Genomic DNA, 20,986 nt, shown 5'->3' with positions numbered 1-20,986 from the left:
CGCCTAAGGTGGCAAAAGGACTGGAAGAGAGGCGATCGACGATGAGCGATACCACCAGCCAGACCAGCCAGACCGGTGCCCAGGGCAAACACTCGCCGGTCGCCGCCGCCGACCGGGGCCGCACCACCATCGCCGACGGGGTCGTCGAGAAGATCGCCGGCCTGGCGGCCCGCGACGTGCTGGGCGTCCACGCGATGGGCAGCGGCTTCTCCCGCACCTTCGGCGCCGTGCGCGACCGGGTGCCCGGCGGTGGCAAGTCCGCCACCCGCGGTGTGAAGGCGGAGGTCGGCGAGGTCCAGACCGCCCTCGACCTCGAGATCGTCGTCGACTACGGCGTCGCCATCGCGGACGTGGCCCGCGCGGTGCGGGAGAACGTCATCGCGGCGGTCGAGCGCATGACGGGCCTGCAGGTGGTCGAGGTCAACATCGCCGTGACCGACGTCAAGCTCCCGGAGGAGGAAGAGGAAGAGCCCGAGCCCAGGATCCAGTGAGGAGCGCGCGATGAGCATGGCGGTGGCCGGCCTGATGGCCGGCATGGGGCTCGGATTCGCCGGCTACTTCGGTGGCTTCGGGGCCTTTCTGCTGGTGGCGGCGCTGGGCGCCATCGGGTTCGTGGCGGGCCGGTTCCTCGACGGCGATCTGGAACCGGGCGAGTTCCAACGGTTCCTGCGCCCCCGCGACCACGACGGACCCAGGAGGTAGGGCGTGGGGGGAGGACGGGAGGTCGAGCCCGCCGAGCGCGGCGCGACCCGTATCGCCGACCGCGTCGTCGCGAAGATCGCTTCGCGGGCGGCCCGCGAGGCACTGAGCGGCACGGCCGCGGCACACCACGAGCCCCCGCACGCCTCCGTGGTCGTCCATGAGGGCTCGGCCCGGGTGCGGGTCTCCCTCGAGCTGGACTACCCCGCCGACGTCGGCGCCCGCTGTCGCGCGGTGCGCGGCCGCGTCGTCGAGCGCGTCCGCGGCCTGGCGGGCATGGAGGTCCCGGAGGTGGTGATCACGGTGGAGCGGCTGCACTCGCCGCACTCGGACCGCGGGGACGGGGAGCGCGTGCGATGAGCGAGCCCGTCTCCCTGGAGAAGGACGACCCCGGGCAGGGCACGCATCCCCGCGCCCACCGCTTCTGGTCCACGCGCCGCCTGCCCGCCGCGCTCGTCGCCGCCGTCGTGCTGGCCGCCGCCGGGGCCCTGCTCTACGACATCGCCGCCGTCCGGGCCGGCCGCCCCGCCCTGCGCTGGCGCCGCCGCCTCGCCCATGAACTGGCCACCCGCCCCCTCGGCGACTTCTGGCTGACCGCCGGCGCCGTGGTCGCCGTCCTGCTGGGCCTGTGGCTGATCGTCCTGGCCGTCACCCCCGGCCTGCGCGGGGTCCTGCCGATGCGGCGCAGCGCCCCGGACGTACGGGCCGGCCTCGACCGGCGCGCCGCGGCCCTCGTCCTGCGCGACCGCGCCATGGAGGTGAGCGGCGTGCAGTCCGTACGGGTCGACGTCGGCCGCCGTGCCGTCAAGGCCCGGGCGCAGTCCCACTTCCGGGACCTGGGCGAGGTCCGTACGGACGTCGACTCCGTACTGTCCGAGGGGCTGCGGGAGTTGGGGCTGGCCCGGGAACCCGCCCTGTCCGTGTACGTCCGCCGGCCGGCGAAGAGGTGAGCGCGCGGTGCTGAGGAGCGTCAACCGGATCCTGACGGGGCTGGCCGGAGCGGTGCTCCTGGCACTGGGGGCCGCCGTGCTCGTCGGCGCCCTGGACTTGCAGCGGCGCTGGCACCTCACGCTGCCGTCGGCCTGGCCCTTCGACGGGCCGGACGACGTCCTGCTCGCCGACGCCGACCGCCGCGGGTGGCGCGGGCGCACCTGGTGGTGGGCGGCGGTCATCGCCGCCCTGGCCCTCCTCGTGCTGGGCGCCCTGTGGTGGCTGCTCGCCCAGGTGCGCCGGCGCCGGCTGCGCGAGCTGGTCGTCGACTGCGGCGACGGCGAGGTGGCCGTGGTGCGGGGCCGGGCGCTGGAGTCCGTGCTGGCCGCCGAGGCGGGCGCCCTGGACGGAGTGGACCACGCCCTGGTCGCGCTCCGCGGCCGGCGCACGGCGCCCGAGGCGCACGTCCGGCTGACCCTGGCCCCCCGGGGCGCCCCCGCCGCGGCCCTGGGCCGGCTCTGCGCCGAGGTCCTGCGGCAGGGCCGGACCTCGGCCGGCCTCGACCGGCTGCCGGCGGAGGTCCGGCTGCGCGCGGTGCGCCACGGCGCCGAACGCGTCGGGTGAGGGCGGCGGTCAGAAGCCGTGCCGGGCGCCGCCGTCCACGGGCAGCATCACGCCCGTCAGATACGACGCCGCGGGCGACAGCAGGAACGCCGCCGCCTTGCCGAACTCCTGCGGGGCGCCGTAGCGCCCCATCGGGATCGACGCCGAGCGGCGGGCCCGCGTCGCCTCGGCGTCGCCCGAGAGCGCGTCGAGTTCCCGCATCCGGTCGGTCTCGATCCGGCCGGGCGCGAGCCCCACGACCCGGATCCCGCGCGGCCCCAGCTCCACGGACAGCGACTTGGCGAAGCCCGCGAGCCCCGGCCGCAGCCCGTTGGAGATCGTCAGCCCCGGGATCGGCTCGTGGACCGACGCCGACAGCACGAAGCCGATCACACCGCCCTCGGACAGCTCCTGCGCCGCGGTCCGCGCCAGCCGGACCGCGCCCAGGAAGACCGACTCGAACGCCGCCTGCCACTGGGCGTCGTCGTTGTCGGCGGCCGAGCCCGGCGGCGGGCCGCCGACGCTGACGAGGATGCCGTCGAAGCGCCCGAAACGCTCGCGCGCGAGGGCGATGAGCCGTGCGGCGGTGGTGGGGTCCGCGTTGTCGGCGCCGACTCCGACGGCGCCCGGGCCGAGCTCCCGCGCCGCCTCCCGCGCGCTCTTCTCGTCGCGGCCGGAGACGACCACACGGGCCCCGTCGGCCGCCAGTTCGCGGGCGGTGGCGAAGCCCAGCCCCCGGCTCGCGCCGGTCAGGACGTACACCCGGTCCTTCAGTCCAAGATCCATGGAGTCAGTCTGCCGTGCCCTGCCCGGAGAGCAGAAGAGCCGTTCCCACCAGCCCGATGTGGCTGAACGCCTGGGGGAAGTTGCCGAGCTGCCGGCCGGTCCGGGCGTCGTACTCCTCGGAGAGCAGGCCCACGTCGTTGCGCAGGGTGAGCAGGTGCTCGAACAGCTCGCGGGCCTCCTTCGTGCGGCCGGTCATGTGCAGCGCGTCGGCCAGCCAGAACGAGCAGACGAGGAAGGCCCCCTCGCCGCCGGGCACCCCGTCCACGGGCCCGCCGGGCGAGAACTCGCAGCTGTAGCGGCGCAGGAGCCCGTCGTGGGCCAGGTCCCGGCGGACCGCGTCGACCGTGCCGACCACGCGGGGGTCGTCCGGGGGCAGGAAGCCGACGCGGGGGATGAGGAGGGTGGCCGCGTCGAGTTCGCGCGAGCCGTAGAACTGGGTGAAGGTGCCGCGCGCGGCGTCGTAGCCCCGCTCGCAGACCTCGCGGTGGACCTCGTCGCGCATCGCCCGCCAGCCGTCGAGGTCGCCGTCCAGGTCGGGGTCGGCCTCCAGGGCGCGTACGGCACGGTCGGCGGCGACCCAGGTCATCACCTTGGAGTGCACGAAGTGGCGGCGCGGGCCGCGGATCTCCCACAGGCCCTCGTCGGGCTCGCGCCAGTGGGTCTGCAGGAACTCCAGGAAGCAGCGCTGGATGTTCCAGGCGTGCGGCTTGACGCCCAGGCCGTCCGAGCGGGCCACGTGGAGGGAGTCGATGACCTCGCCGTAGATGTCGAGCTGGAACTGGGTCGCCGCGGAGTTGCCGATGCGGACGGGGAAGGACCGCTCGTACCCCGCCAGCCACGGCACGTCCGTCTCCGGCAGCCGCCGCTCGCCCGCGACCCCGTACATGATCTGCAGGTCGGCGGGGTCGCCGGCGACCGCGCGCAGCAGCCAGTCGCGCCAGGCGGCGGCCTCGTCCTCGTAGCCGAGGGAGAGCAGGGCGCCCAGGGTCAGGGTGGAGTCGCGCAGCCAGCAGTAGCGGTAGTCCCAATTGCGCACGCCCCCGATCTCCTCGGGCAGCGAGGTGGTGGGGGCGGCGACGATGCCGCCGGTGGGGGCGTAGGTGAGCGCCTTGAGGGTGATCAGCGAGCGGACCACAGCGTCCCGGTGCGGCCCCCGGTAGCAGCAGCGGCCCGCCCACTCGCGCCAGTCCTCCAGACTGTGCCGCAGCGACTCGTACGGGTCGAGGAGCTTGGGGCGGGGTTCGTGCGAGGGGTGCCAGGTGAGGACGAAGGCGACCTGTTCCCCGGCCGCGACGGTGAACTCCGAGCGGGTGCTGAAGTCCCGCCCGTACGTGGGCACGGGCGGCTCGCTGCGCAGCCAGACCGAGTCGGGTCCGGCGACGGCGACGCGGTGCCCGTCGGTGCGGCGTATCCACGGCACGACGTGGCCGTAGTCGAAGCGCAGCCGCAGCACGCTCAGCATGTCGACGCTGCCGCTGACGCCCTCGACGATGCGGACGAGGTCGGGGGCGCGGTCGCGCTGTGGCATGAAGTCGGTGACCTTGACGGTGCCGGCGTCGGTCTCCCAGACGGACTCGAGGACGAGGGAGTCCTCGAGGTAGGCGCGCCTGGTGCACTCGCGGGCCCCGGCGGGGGCGAGCCGCCAGTGGCCGTTGTCCTTGTCCCCGAGGAGCGAGGCGAAGCAGGCGGGCGAGTCGAAGCGGGGCAGGCAGAGCCAGTCGACCGAGCCGTCCCGGCCGACCAGGGCGGCGGTCTGGAGATCGCCGATGAGCGCGTAGTCCTCGATGAGTGCTCCCACGCGAGGCGTCTTCCCTGATCGGGTGGGTGCTACTCCGGTGCGGCAGCTGTCCGGGCGACGTCTTCGCCGCTCGCGCCGGCGCCGTCCGATGCGCCGGTGGCCGCCGCTTCCGCGCGGTCGCGGCGCTCACGGCGCACCAGGATGACCCAGCCGACGGGCACGAAGGCGGCGAAGAGCCACCACTGCACGGCGTAGGCCATGTGCGGGCCGATGCTGCTGTGGTCCGGGGCGCCGACGGGCCGGGGCTGGTCCTTGCCCACGGGGTCGGTGAGTTCGATGAAGCCGCCGAGCAGCGGGCGGTGCAGATCGGCCGCGCGCTGCTCGCTGTTGATGAGCATCACCTGGCGGGGCGGCAGGCCCGCGGTGTTCTTGATGCCACTGGCGGTGGTCTCGTCCGCCTTCAGCCGGCCGGTGACGGTGACCTTGCCGGACGGTGCGGCGGGTACGTCGGGGTAGCGGGTCAGGTCGCCGTTGGCCGGCACCCAGCCGCGGTTGACCAGGACGGCCCGGCCGTCCGCCATCACCAGGGGCGTGAGGACGAAATACCCCTGGTTGCCGTCGCCGTCGGTCCGCATCCGGACGACGACCTCGCCCTGGCGGTCGTAGGTGCCGCTCGCGGTGACGGTGCGCCATATGTTGTCGTGCGGCACCGTGCGGCCGGGCGTGGTGAGCTCGGTCACGGGGACGGCGGGGGCGGACAGGCTCCGGGAAATCTGGTCGTTCCGCGCGACCCGGTGCTCGTGGCGATGCAGCTGCCAGAAGCCCAGTTTGATCATCACCGGGATGAGGGCGAGTCCCACGAGTGTGGTGATCACCCACTGCCGGGACAACAGGAAGCGGTACACGCTTTGACGGTACCTGGTGGGGTTCGCCCCCCGGCCAGCGGGTGCCACGCGATGACTATGGGTGGTTTGCTCCCCTCACGCGCCCTTTGTCCCGGCGGGGGTCACATGCGACAGCAGCTGTATGAAGGCGGCCTCGTCGATCACCGGCGTGCCGAAGGAGCGGGCCTTGGTGGTCTTGGAGGTGGGAGAGTCCGGGTCGTTGGTGACCAGCAGGCTGGTGAGGCGGGAGACGCTGGTGGCCACGTGCAGCCCGGCGTCGACGGCCCGGTCCTCCAGCAGCTCGCGGTCGATGGAGGTGTCGCCGGAGAACGCCACCCGCATGCCCTGAATGAGCTGTTCGCCCGGTTCGTACCGGCCCGGGTTGGGATACGGGCAGGCCGGGCGCTTCCGGCTCGGCCGCCAGGTCGTGGGCCGGTAGGACGGCTGGTACCCCACCCGTGCCGAGCGGGCCGCCGTCGAGCCCGAGGACCCCGACGATGCAGTCGTCGGACCGTCGGACCACTCGGTCAGCGGCTGGCACGCCAGCAGCGGCAGCCGCAGCCCGGCCTCCGCCGCCAGGTGCAGACTCGGCCGGAACGCCTCGGCGAGCACCCGGGCGTCGTCCAGCGCGTGGTGGGCGCGCTGCTGCACGACGCCGTAGTGCGCGGCCAGCGACTCCAGCTTGTGGTTGGGCAGCGGCAGCCGCAGCTCCTTCGACAGCGCGATGGTGCACAGCCGCTGCCGGACGGGGGCGGTGGCCCGGGCGCGGGCGTACTCGCGGGAGATCATCGACCAGTCGAAGGCGGCGTTGTGCGCGACCAGGACCCGCCCGTCGAGCCGCTTCGCGAACTCGTCGGCGATCTCCGGGAACAGCGGCGCGTCGGCGAGGACTTCGGAGGTGAGCCCGTGGATCCACACCGGCCCCGGATCGCGCTGCGGATTGACCAGCGTGTACCACTGGTCCTCCACCCGGCCGCGTGCGTCCAGCTGATAGACCGCCGCCGACACTATCCGGTCGTCCCGGGCGAGCCCGGTGGTCTCCACGTCGACGACCGCGTACCCCTCGGGATACGCGGTCGGCCACGGGCTGGACGAGGCGGCGGCGGTGTGGTCATCGAGCATGGTCCAAGAGCTTACGGGCCACCGCTGACAACGCGGGATCCGGCCGGGCCCCACGGCGGCCGGAGGGCCGCGATCAAGCCAGCTCCGTCAGCAGCCCGCCGGCCGTCACCCGCTCCGCCTCCCGCCACGCGTCCACCTCACCGGGGAAGAGCCGGTAGAGGGTGCCGGTCGCCCTCCGCGGGCACACGTCCCCCTCGACCAGCGCGAGCAGGACGTGCCGGCCGTCCGCCGCGCGGGCCGCGAGGTCGGCCGCGTCGTCGGCCGGCTCGCGGCTCTCGGGCGTCCCCAGCGCACGCAGCCGCGCCGCGAAGGAGGACAGGTCCTCGCCCTCGCGGCGCCGGTAGCGCCACAGTTCGCCGGCCGCTCCCGGCTCCGGGGCGCGGCGGACGACCGCCGTCTCGTCGGCCCGCGCCGCGGCGTGCCAGCAGGCGAGGTCCCACACGGTGGCGCGGGCGCCGCCCGAAAAGTACGCCCACAGGTCACGGCCGAGCGAGCCCAGACCGTCGCCGTGCCGCCCCGCGCTGTGGAAGCCGATCTCACCCGGAAGGTGGACATCGGTCCACAGCGCACGCCCGTCGGCGAGGTCGACGAGCATCGGCACGCAGATGCGCGAGTGCCCGGTGATGCCGAACCGCTGTCGCACGCCGCCCGGCTGGAACGCGGCGTCGCGCACCCCGGAGGCGGGCAGGGCCATGAAGCCCGCGAAGGCGTCCGGCAGCTCGTCGAAGGGGACGTTGTCGAAGCTGAAGACCACCGGCACGGCGAAGCGCGCACCGCCGGCCCTCAGCGCGGCGAGGTCGAGGTCGACGTACTCGGTCGCCCCGTGGGGAGCGGGCGCGGAGGTGAGGTCGCCGGAGTGCACGGCGGCGTCGCCGTGCCGCAGATCGGTGAAGTCGCAGACGCCGACGACGTTCCAGTCGTCGTCGAAGAACACCACCGACAGATCGAGGTCCGCCTCCGTGTCCTCGGGCTCCGTCCAGTGCAGGAACAGCCGCAGCGGCCGGCCCTGCGGCAGCGCCAGCTCGCTGCCGCGCGGCACGCAGACCAACGACGAGGCCGCCGTCCGCTCCGCGAACGGCACCGCCACCGTGGCCAGGGCCGGGTCGAGCACGGCGAGCCCGTAGCGCGACGCCTCACCCAGCCGCCGCAGCAGCTCGGCCTCCAGCAGGGCGCACACCCGCGCGACGACCGGCTGTGCGAGCGGCGCCCGCACGTCGTCGACCCCATAGGCGTGGGCGACCCGGCCGCGGGGGAAGAACACCCGCCGCCGCGACGGCAGATGCCGGCCACGCAGGGCGCCCCACGCCCCCACCAGGGGACCGGGCCCCACGCCGGGCAGGGCGACGCGCAGCGCCTCCTCCAGCGCGGGCGCGAGCTCCTCGCCCCCGTACGCCCGCAGCAACTGGTCCAGCCGCCGCACCAGCTCACCGGGCCGCTGCCGCAGCAGCGCCACGGCCGCCTCCGGATCACCCTCGCGCAGCGCCTCCTCCACCCGGCCCGCCCACGTGCGGGCCAGCAGACGTCCGCCGCGCACCGCCACCGCCTGCGGGTGCTCGGCCGCCGTGCGCAGCAGGGCCTCGCCCAGCGCCCCCGCGCCGGCCGGATCCGTGCCGCGCAGCGTGGCGAAGGCCAGCGCGGCACGCGGATGCCGGGCATGGTGCTCGTAGGGATGCAGGACCTCCGCCGCGCGCTTCCACGCGCGCGGGTGCCGCCGCAGGTCCTCGACGAGCGGGGCGACGGCCAAGGAGTCCAGTACGGACAGCAGTTCGCGCCGCAGGGCACGCGGAACGCCGCGCAGGCGCGGAGGCGCCACCAGGTCGGCCTCGCCGCCGGACCATACGCACAGCAGCCGCAGCACGTCCGTGGCGGTCGTCAGCAGTCCGGGCAGCAGCGTGCGCACCGCCTCGGCCGTGGCCGGCCCGCCGTCGCGCAGCAGGGTGCCCAGCACCAGCGCCCTGGTCTCGCGCACGGGCAGCTCCGCGGGCAGCCAGTCCAGCCCGCCGGGCGCGGCGTGCGCCACCAGCACCTTGACGTCGTCGCGGTCCTGGGGCGACAGCGGCGTCGGCCGTGCGAGCAGGCCGGCCAGCTCGGCCGCGGCGTCCGCCGTGCGCGAGCTGCCGAGGACCAGCAGCCGCAGCGGCCCCTGCGGGGCGGGGCGCCGCACGGCCCCGGTCGGCCGGCCGGGCCGCAGGAAGGGGTCCGCGCGGTCGATGCGGCGATGGCACAGGGGGCACCCGGTGTAGTCCGCGCCGTCCCAGCAGGAGCGGCACACCAGGTGCGCGCACGGCGAGACGGGGTGGACGGCGCCGACCGTGCCGCACAGCACGCAACTCTGCTCCGGCCGCTGCAGCAGCAGGCTGAAGACGCGGTCCACATACAGCGCGAACGTGTCGTGGGGCACGGAGCGGGGGAAGTCGCGGAACAGCGGCATGTGCGTACGGTCCGCGCCCAGCTGCGCGTCGATCGCGCGCAGCAGGCCGCGCCCGGTGTCGGCCAGGGCCTCGGCCCCGGCCCCCGCCAGCGCGGTGCGCAGCGGTTCGGTCAGGGCGTGCCCCCGGTCGAGCAACTCCGCCTCGAGGGCGGCGAGTCCGGTCGCGACGTGCGGATCGCCGGCCGCGGCGGGTGAGGGCGGCTCGTGGTCGACGTAGACGGTCCGGGCACGGCGAAGCAGCACCGAGTGCAGTGTGGGCACGAAGGATTCCCCCTGGAGAAAAGCGAGCGGGGGCGGAGAGTGGGCGCGCTGGGATTCATTGAGAGAACGAGAAGGAAGCACGCCGCGGAGCCGCCCCCGCACCGCGAGTGTAGGCAGCGGCCGTTCGCCGAGGCCAACGGGTTTTCGCCGCCGTCCGGAGGGCATCCATGGCCCCGCCATCGAACTCGGGGTAACGCACTTCGGTACCCGAGGGTAACAACCCCTAGCGGCACCCCCGCCGACGCCCTTATGGTGCCGCCATGCCGCACCTTCCCGATGTCGTGTTGTGGTCCGTACCGGCCTTCATCCTGCTCACCGCACTGGAGTTGGTGAGCTACCGGCTGCGCCCCGACGACCGTGCCGAGGGCTACGCGGCCAAGGACGCGGCCACCAGCATCGGCATGGGGCTGGGCAGCCTGGTCTTCGACGCCCTCTGGAAGATCCCGATCGTCGCGGTCTACACCGCCCTGTACGAACTGACGCCGCTGCGCGTGCCCGTGCTGTGGTGGACGCTGCCGCTGATGCTCCTCGCGCAGGACTTCTTCTACTATTGGTCGCACCGGGGCCATCACGTCGTACGGATCCTGTGGGCCTGCCACGTGGTGCACCACTCCAGCCGGAAGTTCAACCTCACCACCGCGCTGCGCCAGCCGTGGACCTCGCTGACGGTGTGGCCCTTCTACCTGCCGATGATCGCGCTCGGCGTGCATCCGGCGGCGGTGGCGTTCTGCTCGGCGGTCAACCTCGTCTACCAGTTCTGGGTGCACACCGAGCGGGTCGGCAGGCTGCCCCGGCCCTTCGAGTACGTCCTGAACACCGCCTCCCACCACCGCGTCCACCACGCCTCGCAGGGCGGCTACCTGGACCGCAACTTCGGCGGCATCCTCATCGTCTGGGACCGGATGTTCGGATCGTTCGTGCCGGAGGGGGAGCGTCCCGTCTACGGCCTGACGAAGAACATCGACACCTACAACCCCCTGCGCGTGGCCACCCACGAATACGCGGCCATCGCCCGCGACCTGAAGGCGGCGAGCGGCTGGCGGGAGCGGGCCGGACGCATCTTCCGGGGGCCCGGCTGGCAACCGGAGCGCGCCGCCGAGGGGACGGGAGGGGCGGCCGCAGGCGCCGCCGTCGTCCCCGAGCGGGTCGCGTGAGAGGGGGCCGCGCGGCGCCCGTCGCGTTCGCCGCGGTCGCGGTGACGCACCTCGCCGCCCTCCTCGCGGGCGCCCCGGCGCCCGCGCACGTCACCAAGCCGGCGCTGATGCCGCTGCTGGCGGTGTACGTGCTCGCGCGCGGCGGACCGCGCCTGCTGGTCGTCGCGCTGCTGTTCGGCTGCGGGGGCGACACCCTGCTGCAGGTGGGCGGGGACGTCCTCTTCCTGCTGGGCATGGGGTCGTTCGCGGCCGGGCACGTGTGCTACCTCGTGCTGTTCGCCCGCCACGGCGGCCCGCGCGGCGCCCGCACCCGCCGGCTCGCGGCCGCGTACACCGCCGCCTGGCTGGGCACGCTCGCCCTGCTGTGGCCCGGCCTGGAGACGGGACTGCGGGCGCCCGTCACGCTCTACAGCCTGCTGCTGACCGCGATGGCGCTGGGCGCGACGCGGGCGCACGCGTGGGCCGCGGCGGGCGGGGCGCTGTTCCTGCTCTCCGACACGCTCATCGCCGGCGCTCTCGCCGACTGGCCGCAGGCCCCGGCGCCCCAGTTCTGGATCATGCTCACGTATCTGGCCGCACAGAGCCTGCTGGCCCGCGGGGTGCTCGCGTGCACCGGCGGGGACGGCCGGCACGGGCGAGCAGGAGGGGCCGGGCGGCTGCGGCCGCCCGGCCCCTCCACCGGTCAGCTGCCGGGTCAGTCCTGGACCGCCGCCAGGGCGTCGACGATGCCGTAGCCGTAGAAGCTGTTGTTGTGCTTGGTGCCGGTGCAGGCGGCCTTCCAGCTACCCTTCCCGTCCGGGTCGTACGCCGTCGTCGGGCAGCCCGGGTTCTTCGCCTGTGCCTTGAGGAGCCACTGGATCTCCTGCGGGCTGGCCTTGGGATGGGCGCTCTTCATCAGCGCCGCCACGCCCGCGACGTGCGGGCCGGCCATCGAGGTGCCCTGCAGGTAGCCCCAGTCTCCGCCCGGCATCGTGGACAGGATGCGGCCGTCCTTGGCGGGCAGCTCAGGCACCTGGTACGAGTCGCCGCCGGGGGCCGCGACGTCCACGGCGTTGAGGCCGTAGTTGGAGTAGAACGACTTCTGCGACTTCACGCCGGTGGCCGCGACGGTGACGACGCCCGGGAGCTGGGCGGGCACGTCGAGGCACTTCTTCGGGTCGATCTTGCGCGACGCCGGGGTGGAGTCGTTCGGGCTGGAGGCGTCGGTGATCTCCTTGGCCGCCAGGTCGAAGTTGGAGTTGCCCGCGGAGGCGACGTTGACCGCGCCCTTGTCCTGGGCGTACTTCGAGGCCCGGCCGACCGCGTCGGCTATCGCCTTCTGGTCGGCGTTGTCCGGGCAGTTGAACATCCACGGGTCGACGTAGTAGCTGTTGTTCGTCACCTCGACGCCGTGGTCGGCGGCGAAGACGAACGCGCAGACGACGCTCTCCGCGTAGAAGAAGCTGTCCTTCGGGGTGGACACCTTGATGCCGGAGACCTTCACGCCCGGAGCGACACCGGCAACGCCGACGCCGTTGCGGGCCGCGGCTATGGAACCGGCCACGTGCGTGCCGTGGTAGTCCTCGTCCGGGTTGAACGGGCGCCATGCGCCGGCGCTGGTGTCGGCCTTGCCGGAGACGCAGCTGGCGGACTGGCTCCTGGAGAAGTTCGGGGCTATGTCGGGGTGGGTGTCGTCCACACCGGTGTCGATGACGGCGACCGTGACGTTCTTGCTGCCCGGGTTGACCTTGGCGGCCTTGTCGGCGTTGATCGCGCCGAGGTCCCACTGCAGGCCCTCCAGCGGCTCCTGGCCGGTGGCGGCCGAGCCGGCGGCCAGCGAGCGCGCGCCGTCCTTGGACAGCTTCAGCTTCTCCGGCTTGCCGTACTCGGTGGTGGCCGCGGACTTCAGCGGCGCGGTGCGCGTGGCGCCCGCCGACTCCACGCCCGGCACCGCGCGCAGCGTCTTGGCGAACTCCGGGTTCTTCGAGTGCGCGACGATGACGCCGATCTTGTCGTACGAGACCACGACGGTGCCGCCGGCCCGGATCACGGCCTTCTTCACCTTGCCGAGCGTGCCGCGGTCGGTGGTGGTGTTCACGACGTACGACAGCAGCGGACCGTCCGTGGTGACGGCGGCCTGCGGGGCGGCGTCGGCCTGCGGGGCGGCCGAGGCGGCGCCGGGCAGGAAGCCGAGGGAAGCGGTGAGCGCCAGTCCGACGGGGGCCGCCAGCAGGGCGTGCCGCCGTCTGGATCGCAGATGAGCCATGGGTACTCCACATCATCCGGAAATCCGCCCACGCACAGGTGTGAGTGGGCGGGTGCATGACGAGTGAAGCTATCGCCGATCATGGCCCCGGGCAATGAATTCACCGGAGAAACAAGGCGGAACGACCCAAGTAAGGCCCGTCGTTCCGAGATGACGTGACGTCAACCCCGGGTGAACGGAGGGACCCCCGCCCGGCGCAGCGCGTCCAGGCTCAACGGGGGCAGCACCACCCTCGGCCCGTACCAGCGGCCCGCCGCCGGGGCGACCGTGGGACGGCCCGTACCCAGCGCCGGCAGGGGAGCCGTCAACCTGACGCTCCCGAAAGGGCGTCGGCCGGAGGACGGCTGGGGAGGAGTCGGGGCAGTGCTCACACCAGGGTCAACGAGGCCGAAGCCGGGCGGTTTTGCCCCGCACGGCTCCCGCTGCGACATTCGGCGAACCACCCCCTGTCGCATACTGCGGTGTCCCTCTACGATGCGTGATCCGAGTCACAGGACCGGCTCGCGCCCCGCACGTCACCTTTCAGGAGAGACCGTGGACTCAGAAGAGGCCGTGGGAACGACGCCTTCCACAGCCAGGGGGCCCGAGGAGCCCACACGCCCCGCCATCCCCGCCCAGCCCGAGCGCGTCGCCGCCGTGCACGCCAGCGCCGAATTCGCCGAACTGCGCCGGGCACACCGCTCCTTCGCCTTCCCGCTCACCATCGCCTTCGTCACCTGGTACCTGCTCTACGTCCTGCTCTCCAACTACGCGGGCGCGTTCATGGACACCACCGTCGTCGGCAACATCAACATCGCCCTCGTGTTCGGGCTGGCGCAGTTCCTCACCACCTTCCTGATCGCCTGGTGGTACGCCAAGCACGCCGAGACGAAGATCGATCCGAAGGCCGAGGCCCTCAAGGCCCGTATGGAGGCGGGGGAATGATCCCGAGCACCACCCTCGCGGCCGATGCCGCGCAGACCCTGGCCGCCGGCGGCGCCGGCGAGCACCGCACCCTGATCATCACGCTGTTCTCCGTCTTCGTCGCCATCACCCTGGGCATCACCGTCTGGGCCGGCCGCCAGACCAAGGACGCCACCGACTTCTACGCCGGCGGCCGCTCCTTCACCGGCTTCCAGAACGGCCTGGCCATCTCCGGCGACTACATGTCCGCCGCGTCCTTCCTGGGCATCGCCGGCGCCATCTCGCTCTACGGCTACGACGGCTTCCTGTACTCCATCGGCTTCCTCGTCGCCTGGCTGGTCGCCCTGCTGCTCGTCGCCGAGCCGCTGCGCAACTCCGGCCGCTTCACCATGGCCGACGTGCTCGCCTACCGCCTCAAGCAGCGCCCCGTGCGCACCGCCGCCGGCACCTCCACCATCGTCGTCTCGATCTTCTACCTGCTCGCCCAGATGGTCGGCGCCGGCGCCCTGGTGGCCCTGCTGCTCGGCGCCACCGGCGAGGGATCACGGCGCTGGATCATCGTCCTGGTCGGCCTGGTGATGGTGCTCTACGTGACCATCGGCGGCATGAAGGGCACCACCTGGGTGCAGATCGTCAAGGCGGTCCTGCTCATCGCGGGAACCCTGCTGATCACCGTTCTGGTCCTCAACAAGTTCCACTGGAACCTCTCCACCCTCCTGGGCCGCGCCGCCGAGGAGAGCGGCAAGGGCAAGTCCTTCCTGGAGCCGGGGCTGCAGTACGGCAAGGACGGCACCTCCAAGCTCAACTTCATCTCGCTCGGCCTGGCTCTCGTCCTCGGCACCGCCGGACTGCCCCACATCCTCATCCGCTTCTACACGGTGCCCACCGCCCGCGCCGCACGGAAGTCCGTGAACTGGGCCATCGGCATCATCGGCGCCTTCTACCTGATGACCATCGCCCTCGGCTTCGGCGCCGCGGCCCTCGTCGGACCCAAGGCGATCACCGCCTCGAACGAGTCCGGCAACACCGCCGCCCCGCTGCTCGCCCAGGAGGTCGGCGGCGGCGCCGGCTCCACGGGCGGGGCGATCCTGCTCGCCGTGATCTCCGCGGTCGCCTTCGCGACCATCCTCGCCGTCGTCGCGGGCCTGACCCTGGCCTCCTCCGCCTCGTTCGCCCACGACCTGTGGGCCAACGTCATCCGCAAGGGGAAGACCAGCGAGAAGGAGGAGATCCTCACCGCCAAGTTCGCCGCCGTCGTCATCGGCGCGATCTCCATCGCGCTGGGCATCTTCGCCCACCGCCTCAACGCCGCCGCCCTGGTCGCCCTCGCCTTCGCGGTCGCGGCCTCGGCCAACCTGCCCACGATCCTCTACAGCCTCTTCTGGAAGCGCTTCACCACCCGGGGCGCCCTCTGGTCGATCTACGGCGGACTGATCTCCTCGGTCACCCTCGTGATCATCTCCCCGGTCGTCTCCGGCAACCCCAAGGCCCTCTTCCCCGACCTGAGCTTCGACTACTTCCCCCTCGGCAACCCCGGGCTGGTCTCCATCCCGCTCGGCTTCCTCCTCGGCTGGGCGGGCTCCCTGCTGAGCAAGGAGGTCCCGGACGAGAAGAAGTACGCCGAACTCGAGGTCCGCGCCCTCACGGGGTACGGGGCCCACTGACGCCCGTACGGCCCCTCCCGCGGACGATCGCGTACGCTGCGTCGAGCGACGTACCAGCGTTTCCAGTCCGCGGGAGGGGCCACACCGTGCTCATCGACACCTACGGCCGCACCGCCACGGACCTGCGCGTCTCCCTGACCGACCGCTGCAACCTGCGCTGCACCTACTGCATGCCCGAAGAGGGCCTGCAGTGGCTCGCCAAGCCCGACCTGCTCACCGACGACGAGATCGTCCGCCTGGTGGGCGTCGCCGTCACCGCCCTCGGCGTCACCGAGGTCCGCTTCACCGGCGGCGAGCCCCTGCTGCGCCCCGGCCTCGCCTCGATCGTCGCGCGCTGCGCCGCCCTCGCCCCGCGCCCGCGGCTGTCGCTGACCACCAACGGCATAGGCCTGGCCCGCACCGCACGGGCCCTGAAGGAGGCCGGCCTGGACCGCGTCAACGTCTCCCTCGACACCCTGCGGCCCGAGGTCTTCGCCGCCCTGACCCGCCGCAAGCGCCACCAGGACGTCCTCGACGGACTGGCCGCCGCCCACGCCGCGGGCCTGACCCCCGTCAAGGTCAACGCCGTCCTGATGCCCGGCCGCAACGACGACGAGGCCCCCGACCTCCTCGCGTGGGCCGTCGAGCACGGCTACGAGCTGCGCTTCATCGAGCAGATGCCGCTCGACGCCCAGCACGGCTGGAAGCGCGACGGCATGATCACCGCCGAGGAGATCCTCGCGAGCCTGCGCACCCGCTTCACCCTCACCCCCGAGCCCGGCGCCGAGCGCGGCTCCGCCCCCGCCGAGCGCTGGATCGTCGACGGCGGGCCGGCCCGCGTCGGCGTCATCGGCTCGGTCACCCGGCCGTTCTGCGCCGCCTGCGACCGCACCCGGCTGACCGCCGACGGACAGGTGCGCACCTGCCTGTTCGCGACCGAGGAGTCCGACCTGCGCGGAGCGCTGCGCTCGGGGGCCACGGACGAGGAGATCGCGGAGCTGTGGCGCAAGGCGATGTGGGGCAAGAAGGCGGGGTCGGGCCTGGACGACCCGTCCTTCCTGCAGCCGGCGCGTCCGATGTCAGCGATCGGAGGCTGACGCCTCCCACTCCTCCAGCGTCACCACGTCCTTGAGGAAACCGCGCAGGGCAAGGAAGTTGGACAGGTGTTCGCGGTGCTCGTCGCACGCGAGCCAGGTCTTGCGGCGCTCGGGGGTGTGCAGCTTCGGGTTGTTCCACGCCAGCACCCACAGAGCGGCGGCACGGCAGCCCTTGGCGGAGCAGATCACGGCATTCTCGGGGGAGTTCACCCCTCGACTCTACGACGCCGGAGATCGTCACGGCCCCGGCAGACACGGCGACGCCGGGCAGCCACGGGGGGAGCCGCCCGGCGTCGGTCTGTCGCTCCGACGGGGGATGCGGAGCGCCTACGAAGTATGTCACGGGGTGCCCGGCGCGGGGCACCGATCCACATGATTGATCTGAGGTTTTCTTGAGCTTGTCACACCGTCCTCCGCCGGCCCGCCCGGAACCGGAGGATCAGCCGTGCTCGGGTCCCTGATCGCGCCGCGCGGACCGGTCGTCTTCCGGGACGGGTTCCGCCAGGCCGCCCGCGGGCCCCGTCGTCAGCATGGGACGGGTCGGCGCCGGGACGAACGTACCCGGCAGTGAAGGGGCGTTCTCCCGGCCCGCGTTGGCGATGACGACGGCCACGTACGGCAGCAGCGCTCCCAGGACGAGGGTGCCCACCGCCACGTAGCGCTCGATGTTCCACAGGATCACGGTCAGCACCACGGACAGGGTGCGGATGCCCATCGAGATGACATACCGGCGCTGCCGCCCGCGCACGTCCTCCGCCAGGCCCTGCCGGGCCCCGGTGATCCGGAAGACCTCCGTACCACCCAGCTTCCGCATCACGTTCCACCACCCGACTGCCGCGCCGACGCCCTTCGGGCCCGTACGTATCAACGTTACGCCGCGACCTCGCCGGGTACGAGACCGGGTCGTCCTCGGGATGGCTCACCGGCAGGCGCCCGACGTGCGCATACGGCGTACGGACGGCTCCGACGTGCGCCGTAGGGAGCACGGCCCGAGAATGGCGGAGCACGCCACATCGCATCCACGAGGAGGCGGCATGAACTGGTTGTGGGCAATCGTCGTCGGACTGGTTCTGGGTCTGATCGCCAAGGCGATCCTGCCGGGCAAGCAGCAGGTCCCGCTCTGGCTCACCATCATCCTCGGCCTGATCGGCGCCCTGCTCGGCAACTGGGTGGCCTCGGTGCTGGGGGTCGAGCACACCAAGGGCATCGACTGGATCCGGCATCTGCTGCAGCTGGCCGGCGCGGTGATCCTGGTCGCGATCGGCGACCGGCTGTGGGTCGGGATGCGGGGGAACAGGCACAGGACCACCTGAGGGCGTTCACCGGAACACGGGGCCGAACGGAGAGGCGGCCGGCGCGCATCACGCGCACCGGCCGCCTCGAAGAGCCCTTGAGGGCGGGGACGGGTTACAGCCCGCGCAGCTCGGCGATCTTGCGGCCGGCCTTGAGGTAGACCCCGGTCACCTCGCGCCCGGCCAGCAGCTCCCGGGCCACCTCGCCCAGCGGGCGGATCGCGTCGGCCTCGGCCAGCACGAGCGCCTCCTGGCCGCCGTCGGCCTCGAGCACCAGCCGCAGGCCGTTCTGCTTGGCGACCCGGCGGGCGGCCGAGGCGCTCGGCTGGAAGCCCAGCACCTTGCTGAGCACGGCCGTGGCGGGCTCCTCACCGTGCTCGGCGAGGTCCACCACCGGCGTCTCGACCTCGGTGAAGGTCTTCTTCGAGAACTGCGCGACGAACCCGGCACGCGCCGCCATCGCCGCCTCCACGCCGTACAGCGCGGCCACGACCTCGCCCGCCAGGACCTTCTTCAGGTCCATCGGGTGCAGCGTCTTGTCCTCGATGCGGCTCAGGACCAGCGCGATCTCCGCGTCCGTCCACTCCGTCCACGCCTTGAGGTACGGCTCCATCAGCCGGTCCGGGACCGACATGATCTTGCCGAAGACGTCGTCGGCGGGCGCGGAGAGGCCCACGTAGTTGCCCTTGGACTTGGACATCTTGGCGCCGGTGCCGTCCGTGCCCTCGATGAGCGGCATGGTGACGACCAGCTGCGGCTTCTGGCCGTGCACCTCCATGAGCTTGCGGCCCATCTGCAGGTTCAGCAGCTGGTCCGCGCCGCCCAGCTCCACGTCGCAGTCCAGCGCCACGGAGTCCAGGGCCTGGGCGATGGGGTAGAGCATCTCCGTCATCGTCAGGCCCGAGCCGTCGGCCAGACGGTTGCGGAAGTCCTCGCGCTGCAGCAGCTGCGAGACCGGCACCTGCGCGAGCACGCCCAGCAGCTTGGGGAAGGTGTAGTCCGCCAGCCACTCGCTGTTCTGGACGAAGCGGACCTTCTCGAAGTCGAAGAACGGCCGGACCTGCTGGCGGTAGCCCGCGAGGTTGGCGGCGATGTCCTCGTCCGTCAGCGGCGGGCGCTCGGCCGTGCGGCCGGTCGGGTCGCCGATCTTGGCGGTGAAGTCGCCGATGAGCAGGCTGACGTCGTGGCCCATGCGCTGGAAGCGGCTGAGGACGATGATCGGCACGGCGTGTCCGAGGTGGACGTCGGCCGCCGTCGGGTCGATGCCCAGCTTGATGTGCAGGCCCTTGCCCTCGGCACCGCGTGCCTCGATGCGCTCGGCCAGCTTGCTCACCGCGGGCAGCACCTCGACCGTGCGCGCGGCGATCAGCTCGGCCTGGTCCTTCGCCGGCAGGTCCGTCAGGTCCAGATAGCGCCGCGCCTTCGTCTCCGTGAGCAGCTGCTCCACGGTCGAGTCGGTGGAGAGGTCCTGCGCCAGCAGTGCGCTGGCGCGCGCGACGGAGTCGCCGAGGCGTGTCATCGTGACGTTCCTGTGGTGGTTGTCGGACAGCGGACAGACCGAGTCTATTTGCTCGGCGCAACCGATTTGGTTCCGGTCATACGCCCTGGCTCACCGAGCTCATGTTGAAGTCCGGAATCCGCAGGGCCGGCATGGCCGCCCGGGTGAAGTAATCCCCCCACTCGCGCGGCAGCGTCGGCTCGGTCCGGCCCGCCTCGGTGGCCCGGCCCAGCAGCCCCACCGGCGACTCGTTGAAGCGGAAGTTGTTGACCTCGCCCACGACCTCCCCCTTCTCCACGAGGTACACGCCATCCCGGGTCAGCCCGGTCAGCAGCAGGGAGGCCGGGTCCACCTCGCGGATGTACCACAGGCAGGTCAGCAGCAGGGCCGGCCCGTCGTGGCCGCTCGCGGCGACCATCTCGGCCAGGGAGCGGGTGCCGCCCGCTTCCATGATCAGGTTGTCGGCGTAAGGGGTCACGGGCAGGCCCGTCAGGCCCGCGCTGTGCCGCGTGGTCAGCAGGTGCTCCAGCACCCCGTCGCGGATCCAGTCGGTGGGGGCGAGCGGCAGGCCGTTGTCGAAGACCGACGCGTCGTCGCCGGAGCTGCCGGTCAGCACGAACGGCGCGCACTCCAGCCCCGGCGCGTGCGGGTCGCTGCGCAGGGTCAGCGGGAGGGGGGAGAGCTTCTCCCCGATCCGGGTGCCGCCGCCGGCCTTGGAGAAGACGGTGCGGCCCTCGGCCGCGTCCCGGGCCGCCGCCGACCACTGCTGGTAGACGAGCAGATCGGCCACCGCGGTCGGCGGCAGCAGCGTCTCGTACCGCCCGGCGGGCAGCTCCACCTTCCGTCCCGCCCACGCCAGCCGCTCGGCCAGCTCGGCGTCCATCGCCCCCGGGTCCACGTCCGAGAAGTCCCGGGTCGCCTGCCCGGCCCACGCGGAACGGCTCCGGTCCGGGCTCTTGGCGTTCAGCTCCAGGGCGCCGGTGGGCTGGTCGTGGCGCAGCCGCAGCCCGGTGGAGGTGCCCAGGTAGCTGGAGACGACCTCGTGGCGGGCGAAGCCGTACAACTCCCGGCCCGCGGCCCGGGCCCGGGCGAAGGCCTCGCCGAGCGCCGGGGCGAAGTCGTCGAACACGGCCGAGGAGGTCTCCTCGGGCGCCTCGGTGAACGCGGGGGAGTGCGGCACACCCGTCACCAACGGCTGCGCGTCCTCAGCGGGCCCCGCCTCCCGCGCCGCCGCCTCCGCCGCCCGCACCAACGGCTCCAGATCGGCGGCGGTGACGGCCGAACGCGACACGACCCCCGAGGCGGTGCCCTCGGCGCCGTCCACGGTCGCGATGACGGTGACGTCCCGGCCGCGGGTGACGCCGTTGGTGGTGAGCGCGTTGCCGGCCCAGCGGAGGTTGGCGGTGGAGTGCTCGCCCGCGATGACGACACAGCCATCGGCACGGGATAGCTCGAGGGCGCGCTCGACGACCTCGTGGGGCTTGTTGCTCCTGCGGGCACTCACTGACCGGCCTCCTGCGTCGACGTTGGACCAGAGCCTACTGAGCGGCGGTCGTACCTGTCCGAGGCTCGGATGGGGCAATGGCCCATGGTTTCGCCGGCTCGCATATTCTGCCAATACGTCACTAATTCGAGTGGTTTTCAGGCTCTCGTTATGGTTCTTCCGGCCGGAGAAGCAGACAGTGCGCTAAAGGCGGGTC

22 protein-coding genes are annotated in these 20,986 nt (G+C 72.8%); 11 read left to right on the top strand and 11 right to left on the bottom strand.

The window, feature by feature from the left end:
* The first annotated feature begins 41 nt into the window (after positions 1–41).
* Genes ACIGXW_RS00255 through amaP form a run of 5 tightly spaced genes read left to right on the top strand, consistent with a single transcriptional unit; the run spans position 42 to position 2,253 of the window.
* Complete coding sequence (locus tag ACIGXW_RS00255; RefSeq protein ID WP_399568351.1) at positions 42–491, top strand: Asp23/Gls24 family envelope stress response protein; 450 nt, start codon at positions 42–44, stop codon at positions 489–491.
* Positions 492–501: 10 nt separating this feature from the next.
* Positions 502–702, top strand: coding sequence for a hypothetical protein (locus ACIGXW_RS00250; protein WP_071962430.1), 201 nt, complete (start codon positions 502–504; stop codon positions 700–702).
* A 3-nt stretch (positions 703–705) separates the two neighbouring features.
* Positions 706–1,059, top strand: coding sequence for a hypothetical protein (locus tag ACIGXW_RS00245; protein ID WP_399568349.1), 354 nt, complete (start codon positions 706–708; stop codon positions 1,057–1,059).
* Positions 1,056–1,649: a DUF6286 domain-containing protein gene (locus ACIGXW_RS00240; RefSeq protein ID WP_399568346.1), complete on the top strand. Its 594-nt coding sequence runs from the start codon at positions 1,056–1,058 to the stop codon at positions 1,647–1,649. The genes ACIGXW_RS00245 and ACIGXW_RS00240 overlap by 4 nt, the downstream gene beginning before the upstream one ends.
* Positions 1,650–1,656: 7 nt before the next feature.
* Positions 1,657–2,253, top strand: coding sequence for an alkaline shock response membrane anchor protein AmaP (gene amaP, locus ACIGXW_RS00235; RefSeq protein ID WP_071965304.1), 597 nt, complete (start codon positions 1,657–1,659; stop codon positions 2,251–2,253).
* Positions 2,254–2,262: 9 nt separating this feature from the next.
* Here the strand turns inward: amaP and ACIGXW_RS00230 are convergent, their stop codons facing one another.
* The 5 genes from ACIGXW_RS00230 to ACIGXW_RS00210 all read right to left on the bottom strand — a co-directional run bounded on the left by ACIGXW_RS00230 (position 2,263) and on the right by ACIGXW_RS00210 (position 9,454).
* Positions 2,263–3,018, bottom strand: coding sequence for an SDR family oxidoreductase (locus tag ACIGXW_RS00230; RefSeq protein WP_399568344.1), 756 nt, complete (start codon positions 3,016–3,018; stop codon positions 2,263–2,265).
* Between the two features lie 4 nt (positions 3,019–3,022).
* A complete protein-coding gene (locus ACIGXW_RS00225) occupies positions 3,023–4,816 on the bottom strand; it encodes a glycoside hydrolase family 15 protein (RefSeq protein ID WP_399568341.1) in 1,794 nt (597 codons plus the stop codon).
* 29 nt (positions 4,817–4,845) lie between these two features.
* On the bottom strand, positions 4,846–5,661 hold the full coding sequence (locus tag ACIGXW_RS00220) for an SURF1 family protein (RefSeq protein WP_399568339.1): 816 nt from the start codon (positions 5,659–5,661) through the stop codon (positions 4,846–4,848).
* 75 nt (positions 5,662–5,736) lie between these two features.
* Positions 5,737–6,762 (bottom strand): DEDDh family exonuclease, encoded by a 1,026-nt coding sequence (locus ACIGXW_RS00215; protein WP_399568337.1) that lies wholly within the window; start codon positions 6,760–6,762, stop codon positions 5,737–5,739.
* A 73-nt stretch (positions 6,763–6,835) separates the two neighbouring features.
* On the bottom strand, positions 6,836–9,454 hold the full coding sequence (locus ACIGXW_RS00210) for an MXAN_6230/SCO0854 family RING domain-containing protein (RefSeq protein ID WP_399568335.1): 2,619 nt from the start codon (positions 9,452–9,454) through the stop codon (positions 6,836–6,838).
* Positions 9,455–9,714: 260 nt separating this feature from the next.
* Between ACIGXW_RS00210 and ACIGXW_RS00205 the strand changes: the two genes are divergently transcribed.
* Together ACIGXW_RS00205 and ACIGXW_RS00200 are read left to right on the top strand one after the other, a co-directional pair.
* A complete protein-coding gene (locus tag ACIGXW_RS00205; RefSeq protein WP_071964402.1) occupies positions 9,715–10,608 on the top strand; it encodes a sterol desaturase family protein in 894 nt (297 codons plus the stop codon).
* Positions 10,605–11,342, top strand: coding sequence for a lysoplasmalogenase (locus tag ACIGXW_RS00200; RefSeq protein ID WP_399568333.1), 738 nt, complete (start codon positions 10,605–10,607; stop codon positions 11,340–11,342). The genes ACIGXW_RS00205 and ACIGXW_RS00200 overlap by 4 nt, the downstream gene beginning before the upstream one ends.
* On the opposite strand, the gene ACIGXW_RS00195 is transcribed toward ACIGXW_RS00200, so the two are convergent.
* Both ACIGXW_RS00195 and ACIGXW_RS00190 read right to left on the bottom strand, forming a co-directional pair.
* A complete protein-coding gene (locus ACIGXW_RS00195) occupies positions 11,303–12,853 on the bottom strand; it encodes a S8 family peptidase (RefSeq protein WP_399568329.1) in 1,551 nt (516 codons plus the stop codon). The genes ACIGXW_RS00200 and ACIGXW_RS00195 overlap by 40 nt on opposite strands.
* Positions 12,854–13,014: 161 nt before the next feature.
* Positions 13,015–13,161, bottom strand: a complete 147-nt coding sequence (locus tag ACIGXW_RS00190; RefSeq protein ID WP_399568327.1) for a hypothetical protein — start codon at positions 13,159–13,161, stop codon at positions 13,015–13,017.
* Positions 13,162–13,459: 298 nt separating this feature from the next.
* On the opposite strand from ACIGXW_RS00190, the gene ACIGXW_RS00185 reads away from it, so the two are divergent.
* From ACIGXW_RS00185 to moaA, 3 genes are all read left to right on the top strand, one after another.
* Positions 13,460–13,777: a DUF485 domain-containing protein gene (locus ACIGXW_RS00185; RefSeq protein ID WP_071965561.1), complete on the top strand. Its 318-nt coding sequence runs from the start codon at positions 13,460–13,462 to the stop codon at positions 13,775–13,777.
* A complete protein-coding gene (locus tag ACIGXW_RS00180) occupies positions 13,774–15,420 on the top strand; it encodes a cation acetate symporter (protein ID WP_399568324.1) in 1,647 nt (548 codons plus the stop codon). The genes ACIGXW_RS00185 and ACIGXW_RS00180 overlap by 4 nt, the downstream gene beginning before the upstream one ends.
* Positions 15,421–15,506: 86 nt before the next feature.
* On the top strand, positions 15,507–16,496 hold the full coding sequence (gene moaA, locus ACIGXW_RS00175; RefSeq protein ID WP_399568322.1) for a GTP 3',8-cyclase MoaA: 990 nt from the start codon (positions 15,507–15,509) through the stop codon (positions 16,494–16,496).
* Here moaA and ACIGXW_RS00170 read toward each other — a convergent pair.
* Both ACIGXW_RS00170 and ACIGXW_RS00165 read right to left on the bottom strand, forming a co-directional pair.
* Positions 16,479–16,706 carry a hypothetical protein gene (locus ACIGXW_RS00170; protein WP_071965560.1) on the bottom strand — a complete coding sequence of 76 codons (228 nt, stop codon included), beginning with the start codon at positions 16,704–16,706 and terminating at the stop codon, positions 16,479–16,481. The two genes, moaA and ACIGXW_RS00170, sit on opposite strands and share 18 nt — an antisense overlap.
* 229 nt (positions 16,707–16,935) lie before the next feature.
* The gene (locus tag ACIGXW_RS00165; protein WP_399568320.1) at positions 16,936–17,310 is read right to left on the bottom strand and encodes a DUF3099 domain-containing protein; all 375 of its coding nucleotides are present in this window, start codon (positions 17,308–17,310) and stop codon (positions 16,936–16,938) included.
* Positions 17,311–17,530: 220 nt separating this feature from the next.
* Between ACIGXW_RS00165 and ACIGXW_RS00160 the strand changes: the two genes are divergently transcribed.
* Positions 17,531–17,809 carry a GlsB/YeaQ/YmgE family stress response membrane protein gene (locus ACIGXW_RS00160; RefSeq protein WP_399568318.1) on the top strand — a complete coding sequence of 93 codons (279 nt, stop codon included), beginning with the start codon at positions 17,531–17,533 and terminating at the stop codon, positions 17,807–17,809.
* Positions 17,810–17,903: 94 nt separating this feature from the next.
* On the opposite strand, the gene tyrS is transcribed toward ACIGXW_RS00160, so the two are convergent.
* Both tyrS and ACIGXW_RS00150 read right to left on the bottom strand, forming a co-directional pair.
* The gene (tyrS, locus tag ACIGXW_RS00155; RefSeq protein ID WP_399568315.1) at positions 17,904–19,307 is read right to left on the bottom strand and encodes a tyrosine--tRNA ligase; all 1,404 of its coding nucleotides are present in this window, start codon (positions 19,305–19,307) and stop codon (positions 17,904–17,906) included.
* 76 nt (positions 19,308–19,383) lie between these two features.
* Positions 19,384–20,790: a metallopeptidase TldD-related protein gene (locus ACIGXW_RS00150; RefSeq protein WP_399568312.1), complete on the bottom strand. Its 1,407-nt coding sequence runs from the start codon at positions 20,788–20,790 to the stop codon at positions 19,384–19,386.
* Positions 20,791–20,986 lie beyond the last annotated feature (196 nt).

Source organism: Streptomyces sp. NPDC053079 (genome assembly GCF_044546695.1).
GTDB lineage: Bacteria > Actinomycetota > Actinomycetes > Streptomycetales > Streptomycetaceae > Streptomyces.
Note: the sequence above shows the minus strand (reverse complement) of the source record. Positions and strands in the feature narration are given on the sequence as shown.